The organism is Spongiactinospora gelatinilytica, assembly GCF_003236385.1.
In the GTDB taxonomy this organism is placed as follows: Bacteria; Actinomycetota; Actinomycetes; order Streptosporangiales; family Streptosporangiaceae; genus Spongiactinospora; species Spongiactinospora gelatinilytica.
Window position 1 is genome coordinate 1 of the sequence record NZ_POUA01000323.1, and the last position, 9,133, is coordinate 9,133.

7 protein-coding genes, 3 tRNA genes and 1 pseudogene are annotated in these 9,133 nt (G+C 71.7%); 4 read left to right on the plus strand and 7 right to left on the minus strand.

Annotated elements, in window-relative coordinates:
• Nucleotides 1–181: pseudogene (locus tag C1I98_RS30015) on the minus strand (transcriptional regulator); the annotation flags it as partial.
• Nucleotides 182–184: 3 nt separating this feature from the next.
• Here C1I98_RS30015 and C1I98_RS30020 point away from each other — a divergent pair.
• A complete protein-coding gene (locus tag C1I98_RS30020) occupies nt 185–370 on the plus strand; it encodes a hypothetical protein (RefSeq protein ID WP_233508306.1) in 186 nt (61 codons plus the stop codon).
• 902 nt (nt 371–1,272) lie between these two features.
• The gene (locus tag C1I98_RS30025; protein WP_199537312.1) at nt 1,273–1,665 is read left to right on the plus strand and encodes an alpha/beta fold hydrolase; all 393 of its coding nucleotides are present in this window, start codon (nt 1,273–1,275) and stop codon (nt 1,663–1,665) included.
• A gap of 93 nt (nt 1,666–1,758) precedes the next feature.
• On the opposite strand, the gene C1I98_RS30030 is transcribed toward C1I98_RS30025, so the two are convergent.
• The 3 genes from C1I98_RS30030 to C1I98_RS30040 form a co-directional block, all read right to left on the minus strand.
• Nucleotides 1,759–1,833: transfer RNA gene (locus C1I98_RS30030), tRNA-Val, on the minus strand.
• 24 nt (nt 1,834–1,857) lie between these two features.
• A tRNA-Cys gene (locus C1I98_RS30035) sits at nt 1,858–1,928 on the minus strand.
• Nucleotides 1,929–1,961: 33 nt separating this feature from the next.
• Nucleotides 1,962–2,034, minus strand: a tRNA-Gly gene (locus C1I98_RS30040).
• 113 nt (nt 2,035–2,147) lie between these two features.
• On the opposite strand from C1I98_RS30040, the gene dusB reads away from it, so the two are divergent.
• Nucleotides 2,148–3,272 (plus strand): tRNA dihydrouridine synthase DusB, encoded by a 1,125-nt coding sequence (gene dusB, locus C1I98_RS30045; RefSeq protein ID WP_111170760.1) that lies wholly within the window; start codon nt 2,148–2,150, stop codon nt 3,270–3,272.
• A 20-nt stretch (nt 3,273–3,292) separates the two neighbouring features.
• Here dusB and C1I98_RS30050 read toward each other — a convergent pair whose 3' ends face one another.
• From C1I98_RS30050 to C1I98_RS30060, 3 genes are all read right to left on the minus strand, one after another.
• Nucleotides 3,293–4,729, minus strand: a complete 1,437-nt coding sequence (locus tag C1I98_RS30050; RefSeq protein ID WP_146607709.1) for an esterase/lipase family protein — start codon at nt 4,727–4,729, stop codon at nt 3,293–3,295.
• 126 nt (nt 4,730–4,855) lie between these two features.
• Nucleotides 4,856–7,360: a DEAD/DEAH box helicase gene (locus tag C1I98_RS30055; RefSeq protein ID WP_111170762.1), complete on the minus strand. Its 2,505-nt coding sequence runs from the start codon at nt 7,358–7,360 to the stop codon at nt 4,856–4,858.
• A 49-nt stretch (nt 7,361–7,409) separates the two neighbouring features.
• Nucleotides 7,410–8,696, minus strand: a complete 1,287-nt coding sequence (locus C1I98_RS30060; protein ID WP_111170763.1) for an acyltransferase family protein — start codon at nt 8,694–8,696, stop codon at nt 7,410–7,412.
• A gap of 194 nt (nt 8,697–8,890) precedes the next feature.
• Between C1I98_RS30060 and C1I98_RS30065 the strand changes: the two genes are divergently transcribed.
• A partial coding sequence (locus C1I98_RS30065) for a sensor domain-containing protein (protein WP_199537313.1) occupies nt 8,891–9,133 on the plus strand: 243 nt, incomplete at its 3' end.

The window sequence follows — 9,133 nt, forward strand, 5'->3', positions numbered from 1 at the left end:
TGGAGGTGAGCGAGGCGCGGCTGGCGCCGATGGCCGCGCTGATCTGCCCGGCGGACTGCTCGGGTGGATCGCAGATCATCAGCCAGCCCAGGACTCGTCCGGCGATCGGCGGCACTCCGTCGCGCGCGAGGTGCATGGCGATGCGCTCCACCCACTCCAGCAGCGGCTCGTGGTCGGTCACGCGGTGAACGCGATCCCGCGCACGCACATCCACAATGTCGGCGCCATGCCGGCGGGCATCACCCATCGCCCCGTCCCCCCGATCCAGCCCAACGGCACTGCCGCGCAGGTCTGGGAACTGCCGACCGGCCACGACTCCATGATCACCATGCTGGCCGAACTGAGCGAACTGCTTCTCAAGCTCGCCTAGCCTGTGCCCGCAAAGCGGGTGATGACCAGCCATTGACAGCGGCGATCTGCACGGTGGCCTCGCAGCGGACAGGAGCTTGTCCTGGCGAGTGGCCACCGCGCGGTGTCGCTTGAGCTTGCCGATCCCCGCACTCGACCACCTGACGATGCCGGGACGCATAGGCCCTATCCGCAAGCACCCGATCCGGGCGGAGGCGCGCTCGCCCCCCACCGATGCCAGGCACACGGACGCGTTCGAGGACGGCGATGACCTGCCGACCGTCACCGCGCCGGCCGCTGGTGAGCACCGGGGACATCAGCTTGCGGCCCTGCCCGCCACCGGTCCTACGGTCACTCCAACCCGCCGTCCGCACCGTGGCGGGAAAGCGTTCCAAGCTGGAGGAAACCCGTCGATGAACAAACAAGAACTCAAGGTCGTCGGCGCATGGGCTGTGGGCACGGCGTTCGAGTGGTACGACTTCTTCCTGTACGGCGCGCTCGTCCCCGTGATCGGCAGCAAGTTCTTCGGCGGCTCCGGATCGGCGGCGCAGACCGTGTTCGCGCTGCTGACCTTCGCCGCCGGGTTCGTCGTCCGGCCGATCGGCGCCCGGCTGCACACCGGCGGCGTCGGCGACGGCGACGGCTGGGCCGTACGGCCGACCCGAACTCGCGCTGCACCGGCGTCAGCGCCACCGCCACCATCGACGAGTTCAGCGGGGCGAGCATGGTGCCGGCGGCGAGCGCGCGGGGTTCGGCGGCCGCCGACGGGTCGCCGGGGGCGGCCGTGCCGACCAGCCCGACGGCGAGGATCGCGCCGACGTAACGGGCCGCCTGGAACAGTCCTTCGCGCCCACGTCGCTGGGCCCGGCCGGGGCGTACCTGGCCCTGCCCGAGGCGAAGAACGCGCTCGGCGGCGGGCTCTACGTGGGCGACCCGGCCGTCGTCGGCGCCGTACGGATCGACCCCCGCGACACCGACCCCGCCTACCAGGACGAACTGCACGCGGCCTACTTCACCGGCCTCGGCCGCGCCGAATTCCACGCCATGGCCGCCGCCCTCACCCCCGACCAGCCCATCTCGTTCCTCACCACGCCGACCGGGGCGACGGCCGGCCGCTGGGGGAGCGTGCCACGGACCTACATCCGCACGACTCGCGATCGTGCCCTCCCCATCGCGCTGCAGGACGTGATGATCCGGCACGCCGACGAACTGGCCCCGGCGACCGCCTTCACCCAGGTGACCCTGGACGCGGGACACGCCGTCTTCGCCACCGCCCCGGCCGAGGTGGCCGACGCCATCCGGCTCGCCTGCCATTGATCCCATCCGCCGATGCCGCCGGCCGACAGGTGAACTCCACCCGGCTCCGGGTGGTGAGGGAGGCAGGATCCCTGGGCATGTGGCCAGGAGAAATGGTGGGCGATACTGGGATTGAACCAGTGACCTCTACCGTGTCAAGGTAGCGCTCTCCCACTGAGCTAATCGCCCGAGGCCTTCGTCGGTATTCTTTTGAGGTGGAGACGGGATTTGAACCCGTGTACGCGGCTTTGCAGGCCGCTGCCTCGCCTCTCGGCCACTCCACCGAGCAGAGGCTCAGTCGTGACGGGACCTCTCCGAGCGGACGACGGGATTCGAACCCGCGACCCTCACCTTGGCAAGGTGATGCTCTACCAGCTGAGCCACGTCCGCAGTGCCGCCGCTGTTTTGCGGCGACGAGAGAACTCTAGCGGGTTTTCCGGGCCGGTGCCTAACCGGGAAGGGACCGGGACGGTCGTACACCGCGAATGGGGTAGAAATGACGGGTGGAGGCGCTCCGAATCGGCCCGTTGCGGGTGTGGCCGCCCGTGGTGCTCGCGCCGATGGCGGGGATCACCAACGCGGCGTTCCGCACGCTGTGCCGCGAGCAGGGGGGCGGGCTCTACGTCTCGGAGATGATCACCACGCGCGGGCTGGTGGAGCGCAACCGCAAGACCCTGGCGATGATCCGGTTCGAGCCGGGGGAGAGCCCGCGCAGCGTGCAGCTCTACGGCGTCGATCCCGAGGTGGTCGGGCGGGCCGCGCGGATGATCGCCGAGGAGGGCCTCGCCGACCACATCGACCTAAACTTCGGCTGCCCGGTGCCCAAGGTCACCAGGCGCGGCGGTGGGTCCGCGCTGCCGTACAAGCGGAACCTGCTGCGCGCGATCCTGCGCGCGGCGGTGGCCGGGGCCGGGCGGCTGCCGGTCACCATGAAGATGCGCAAGGGCATCGACGACGACCATCTGACCTACCTGGACGCCGGGCGCATCGCGGCCGGCGAGGGGGTGGCCGCGGTGGCCCTGCACGGGCGCACGGCGGTGCAGCACTACGGAGGCGTCGCCGACTGGACGGCCATCGCCCGCCTGAAGGAGGCGGTGCCCGAGATCCCGGTGCTCGGCAACGGCGACATCTGGAGCGCCGCCGACGCCGTGCGGATGATGGCCCGCACCGGCTGCGACGGCGTCGTGGTGGGTCGCGGCTGCCTGGGCCGTCCGTGGCTGTTCCGCGACCTCGCCGCGGCGCTGACCGGTGAGGGCGCGCACCGGCCCGTACGCCCGCCGCTGGGGGAGGTGGCCTCCGTCATGGCCCGGCACGCCGCGCTGCTGGTCGAGTGCTTCGGCAGCGAACCGCACGCGATCGCCGACTTCCGCAAGCACATCGGGTGGTACCTGAAGGGGTTCACCGTCGGCGCGGAGACGCGCCGGGCGCTGGCCACCACGGAGACCCTGGAGGGGTTGCGCGCCCACCTGGCGGAGCTGGACCCTGACCAGCCGTGGCCGGCCGAGGCGGAGGGGCCGCGCGGCAAGTCCAGCCCGCGCGAGCGCGTCCACCTGCCCGACGGCTGGCTCGACGACCCCTACGACGGCGTGGTGCCCCAGGGAGCCGAGCTGGAGACCTCCGGAGGCTGACCGGCGCCGAGCGGCCCGCTTCAGGGGTGCAGCCACTGCATGATCCGGGCCGACGGCTTGGGGAGGCTGAAGTAGGCGCTGTGGTGGACCGCGTCCTTGGGGACGAGGATGAGGGCGTCGCCGGTCGCCACGGTGCCGGAGGAGCCCAGGTCGCGTACACCCTCCGAGGGTACGATGAGGTCGTTGCCGCCGGAGAAGATCAGGTCGGCGGCGAGGTCCTGGAGCAGCATGGAGTCGCCGGAGGGCTCGAAGTCCGAGCCCACGGCGTGGTAGGTGACCCCGGGCACCGGCCGCGCCGCGCCCAGTCCGCGCAGGTAGGCGCCGCCGGGGTCCATCGAGGTCAGCCCGGGCAGCTCGGCCATGACCCCGGCCGCGGCCGGTTTGACCAGCTCCAGCACCAGGGTCAGGGCCTCGGTGGCCGGTGCGCCGCCGCCGAGTACGGCCAGCAGCGTGGTCATCCGGTCCAGCAGTTGGTCGCGGCGGTCGGCGTCGGCCAGCGTGGTGCCCGCGTTGGGCGTGCCGGCGAAGACCACCTTGCCGATCCGCAGCCGCCTGCGCCCGAGCCCGCCCGTGGCGGCGGCCTGGCGGACCAGCTCGCGGGCGACCAGGCCGCCCCTGGAGTGGGTGAGGACGTCGAAGCGCAGGTCGGAGCCGTCCGGGATCAGGCCGATCAGCCTGCGCACGTTCTCCGCCGGGTCGTGGATCAGCGTGTGGTGATCGAAGGCGATCACCCGGCCCCCGTAGGCGCGGTGCAGCTCGGCGAACGTGTCGGCGGGCAGCCCGCCGAAGGCGGTGTGCGAGCGGCCGAAGGCGCCGTGCAGCATCAGCAGCGTGCGGCGCTCGCCGCCGTCGGTGACCAGGCCGGACCACGCCGATCCGGGCAGGTCGTCGGCCACGTCGGTGCCGTAGGAGGCGGGCAGGCAGGCCCGCAGCCGGTAGCGGTGGCGGCGCTCCTCTATCCGGGCGGCGAGCTGTTCGGCGACGTCGCCGCTCACCTCCTCGATGGCGAACCCGAAGACCTTGACCAGCAGCGTGCCCGCCCAGCCCCGGGCGGTGTTCCATGCCCGCCGCTCCACCGTGAACCGCCCGGCGCCCGATCGCTCCATCGGGTGCCAGGTCAGCATGCCGTACCCGTCGTCGCCGACGGTGGCCGCCAGCGCGACCCGGAACTCGCCTGGCGGCGGCGCGGTGTCCTGCTCGATCAGCACATGGGGGCGGCCCGCCGTGCGGGCGGTGCTCCGCACCGTGAGCATGCGGTCCATGCCGAGGTCGCGCAGCCCGGCCGCCGCCGCCGCGTCGGTGAGGGTCTTGGGGGCCCGCAGGTCGCCGGCCCCGGCCCCGGCGTGGGCCGCGGACGCCGGCGCCGGAAGCTCCTCGGCGCTGCCGGTCACGCCGACGCTCGTAAGACTCGACCGCTCTCCGATCCGGACGCTCTCACCTGCTCGGAAGTCCACCATGAGACCAAGCATCCATCGCCGGCCGGCCGCTGCGCATGAGCGAAACCCCTTGCCCGCCGGTTACATGCTGAAATGGACTGAATGGCCTCCAGCGGCCTTCCAGCGCCCTTCGAGCGGGCCGCTAACTCAGAGCCGGGTCAGCCCGGTGACGTGCAGCACCGCACGGCCTTCGGCGTCGGAGGCCGAGAGATCGACCTGGGCGTCGATGCCCCAGTCGTGGTCGTCGGCGGGGTCGTGCACGGTCTGCCTGACCCTCCAGAACTCCTTCTCCTCGGTGATCCGGAGCAGCGCGGGGCCGCGGGCGTCGGCGTCGGTGCGGATCTCCTCGTGGTCGGCGAAGTAGGCGTCCAGCGCGGCGGTCCAGTCGACGTCGGGGGCCAGCTCGGCCAGCTCGTCCTCCTTCTCCAGCGCGGCCAGCTCGACCAGCCGGAACATCGCGTTGCGCACCAGCACCCGAAACGCCCGCGGGTTGCCGGTGACCGGGCGCGGCTTGGCCTCCAGCTCCTGGGCCGCGGTCAGCGCGGCCTGCGGGTTGGACAGCGCCTCCCACTCGTCCAGCAGGCTGGAGTCGACCTGCCTGACCAGCTCACCGAGCCATTCGATGAGATCGACCAGGTCGTCGGTCTTCAGGTGCTCGGGAATGGTCCGTGACAGCGTGCGGTAGGCGTCGGCCAGGTAGCGCAGCACCGTGCCCTCCGAGCGGGCCAGCTCATAGAACTGCACGTACTCGGTGAAGGTCATCGCCCGCTCGTACATGTCACGGATCACCGACTTGGGGCTGACCGTGTAGTCGCCCACCCAGGGGTGCCCGTGCCGGTAGGTCTCGTACGCGCCGAGCAGCAGGTCCGAAAGCGGCATCGGGTACATGACCTCGGTGAGCCGCTCCATCCGCTCCTCGTACTCGATCCCGTCGGCCTTCATCTGCGCCACGGCCTCGGCCCGCGCCTTGTTGAGCTGGGCGGACAGGATCTGGCGCGGGTCGTCCAGGATGGACTCGACGATGGAGACCATGTCCAGCGCGTACGCGGGCGACTCCCGGTCCAGCAGGTCGAAGGCGGCCAGCGCGAAGGTGGACAGCGCCTGGTTGAGCGCGAAGTCCTCCTGCAGCTCGATGGTGAGGCGGGCCCTGCGGCCCTGCTCGTCGGGCTCGGCGAGCTGTTCGACCACGCCGCCCGCCAGCAGCGACCGGTAGATCGCGATGGCCTGGCTGATGTGCCGCCGCTGCCACTTGCGGTCCTCGTGGTTGTCGGTGAGCAGGTGCTTCATCGCCGCGAAGCAGTCGCCCGGCCGGTTGATGACCGCGAGCAGCATGGCGTTGCTGACCTTGAAGCGGGAACCGAGCGGCTCCGGCTCGGCGGTCTGGAGCTTTTCGAAGGTCTCCTCGCTCCAGCCGACGAAGCCCTCCGGCGGCTTCTTCCTGGCGTAGCCGCGCCGCCGCTTCGGGTCATTACCGATCTTGGCCAGCGCCCGCTCGTTCTCGATGACGTGCTCGGGCGCCTGGCAGGCGACGTAGCCGATGGTGTCGAACCCGGCGCGCCCGGCCCGCCCGGCGATCTGGTGGAACTCGCGGGCGCGCAGCCGGCGCACCTTGTTGCCGTCGTACTTCGACAGCGCGGTGAACAGCACCGTGCGGATCGGGACGTTGACGCCGACCCCGAGGGTGTCGGTGCCGCAGATCACCTTCAGCAGCCCGGCCTGGGCGAGCCGTTCCACCAGCCTGCGGTACTTCGGCAGCATCCCCGCGTGGTGGACGCCGATCCCGTGCCGGACCAGCCGGGACAGCGCCTGGCCGAACTTGGTGGTGAAGCGGAAGTTGCCGATCAGGGCGGCGATCGACTCCTTCTCCGCCTTGGTGGCCATGTTGATGCTCATCAGGGCCTGGGCCCGCTCCATCGCCGCGGCCTGGGTGAAGTGGACCACGTAGACGGGCGCCTGCCCGGTGGACAGCATCTCCTCCAGGGTCTCGTGCAGCGCGGTGAGCCGGTAGGAGTACACCAGGGGGACCGGCCGCTCGGCGTTCTTGACGACCGCGGTCGGCCGCCCGGTGCGCCGGGCGAGGTCCTCCTCGAACATCCGTACGTCGCCGAGCGTCGCAGACATCAGCACGAACTGCGCCTCGGGCAGCTCCAGCAGCGGCACCTGCCAGGCCCAGCCCCGGTCGGGCTCGGCGTAGAAGTGGAACTCGTCCATCACGACCTGGCCGATGTCGGCCGCCGCCCCGTCGCGCAGCGCCACGTTGGCCAGGATCTCGGCGGTGCAGCAGATGATCGGCGCGCCCGCGTTGACGCTGGCGTCGCCGGTCATCATCCCGACGTTGTCGGTGCCGAACACCTCGCAAAGGTCGAAGAACTTCTCAGAGACCAGCGCCTTGATCGGCGCGGTGTAGAAGGTCCGCTGGTCGCGGGTCAGCGCGGCGAAGTGCGCGCCCGCCGCCACCAGGCTCTTTCCCGAGCCGGTCGGCGTGGACAGGATGAGGTTGCTCCCGGAGACCACCTCGATCAGGGCCTCCTCCTGGTGGGGGTAGAGCGTGAGCCCCCGCCCGGCGTTCCATTCCGCGAACGCGTCGTAGATCGCGTCCGGTTCGGCGTCGATGTCGTCAGGGAGGTAATCGATGAGGCTCACGCCTTCCATACTGCCGAAGCCCGCGCACTGTTCGGACCACTCCGGCAAGCCCGGGTTGTCAGGAATCGGCGGAAGGCACGGTGAGCAGCAGCCCGCCGACGATCGCGAGGACCGCCAGCACCGGCGCGAGGCCCGTGGCGAAACCGCGCACGGTGAGGGCCAGCAGGCCCGCCCCGACCAGACCGGCCGAGACGAGCGTGCCCGTCCAGCCCGCCTTCCCGTACGGCAGGCCGGGCACCCGCTCGAAGCGGGCGAAGCACCGCAGCAGGCCGTACAGGACCATGCCGAGCAGCCCCAGCCACAGCGGCCACCCGGCGAGCCAGGCGGCGCCGCCCGGCGCCGGGGTGCCGACGCCCGCGCCCACCACGACCACGCCGGTGACGATGACGAGCGCGGGCATGTGCCACAGGTAGATGGTCATCATCCGCGGCGAGGCCCAGCCGAGCACCCGCCGCCAGGGCAGCCGCACGATCCACGGCCGCAGCAGGTTCACCAGGCCGATCTGCCCCGCCGCCACGGCGAGCAGGGCCAGGCTGGGCGGCGCCATGTTGGACATCCCGGCCCCGGGCATCCCGATCATGCTGCCCGGGTAGGGGCCGTAGGCGACCAGCAGGGCCGCCGCGCCGAAGCCGCCCACGGCCAGCAGCGCGGGCCGGGTGACCCGGCCGGCGGCGTACATCACGCCGGCCTGGTGGACGGCCAGCCAGACGAAGACGATGTTGGGGTAGCCCAGCCACTCCTGGCCGGAGGCGAACCTGACGGCGTCGGTCGCCGCCGTCGCGGCCGCGAGCGCGGCGGGCACGAGCCAGCCGTACCGCTCGTGGGCCCTGACCATCAGCGGCGTCACCACCACCGCGATCACGTACACCGCCAGGAACCACAGCAACTGCCCGACCAGCCTGGCCCCCAGCTCGACCGGCTGGACGGGCACGCCCATGCTGAGCAGTACGTGCGGCAGCGGTATCCACACCGCGGCCAGCGCCAGGACCGGCCAGGCCAGCCGCCGCAGCCGGATGGCCGGCCAGGCCGCGGGCCCGCCGGTGAACCGGCCGAAGCTGATCGAGTTGGCCGCCCCGCCCGCGAAGAAGACCAGCGGCATGACCTGGATGATCCAGGTCAGCACCCACACCCCCGGGGCGGACAGCGCGTTGCCCGCGGTGATCCGCGTGCCGTCGTAGGACAGCAGCGGCATGCTCCAGTGTTCCAGCACCACGACCGAGATCCCGAAGACGCGCAGCGCGTCGATGAACACGTCCCGGTGCTCCGCGGCGGGCCTCGCCGCGGGGCGGCGCGCCGGCGCGGGGGAGCGGACTGAGGTTTCCGGGCGGTCCAGGAGGATGGTCATGTGATGCTCGATTCGTCCACGAGACGGGTGGGGAGAGTGCATCGAGCCTCTCGCCTGGAGGCGGTCGGGCGCAGTGATGCCATCTGCCCACTTTCCGTTGCCGCCGCACCACCGACCGGGGTAGGGCTAGCCCCACCCCGGAACTGAAGTCGGCGGGATCGATGTCACGCCGCGAGACTCGTAGCGTTATGGGCATGCGCTCCCTCATCAAGCAGATCGGCGTGGACACCAGGTACCTGCTGATCGGGTTCCCGGTCGCCATCGTCGGCTTCTGCCTCCTGGTCGCCGGCTTCGCCGCCGGTGTGGGCACCGCGATCATCTGGATCGGGCTGCCCATCCTCAGCGGCACCCTGCTGATCGCCCGCGGGGTCGCCGACATCGAGCGGCACTGGCTGCCCGACGTGCTCGGCCGGCCGCTGGCCCGCCCCCGCTACACC

Excerpts from the sequence above, each read along its gene's own strand:
- C1I98_RS30060 (WP_111170763.1), bottom strand. The coding sequence starts at position 8,696 with ATGACCATCCTCCTGGACCGCCCGGAAACCTCAGTCCGCTCCCCCGCG.
- C1I98_RS30050 (WP_146607709.1), bottom strand. The coding sequence starts at position 4,729 with ATGGTGGACTTCCGAGCAGGTGAGAGCGTCCGGATCGGAGAGCGGTCG.
- C1I98_RS30055 (WP_111170762.1), bottom strand. The coding sequence starts at position 7,360 with ATGGAAGGCGTGAGCCTCATCGATTACCTCCCTGACGACATCGACGCC.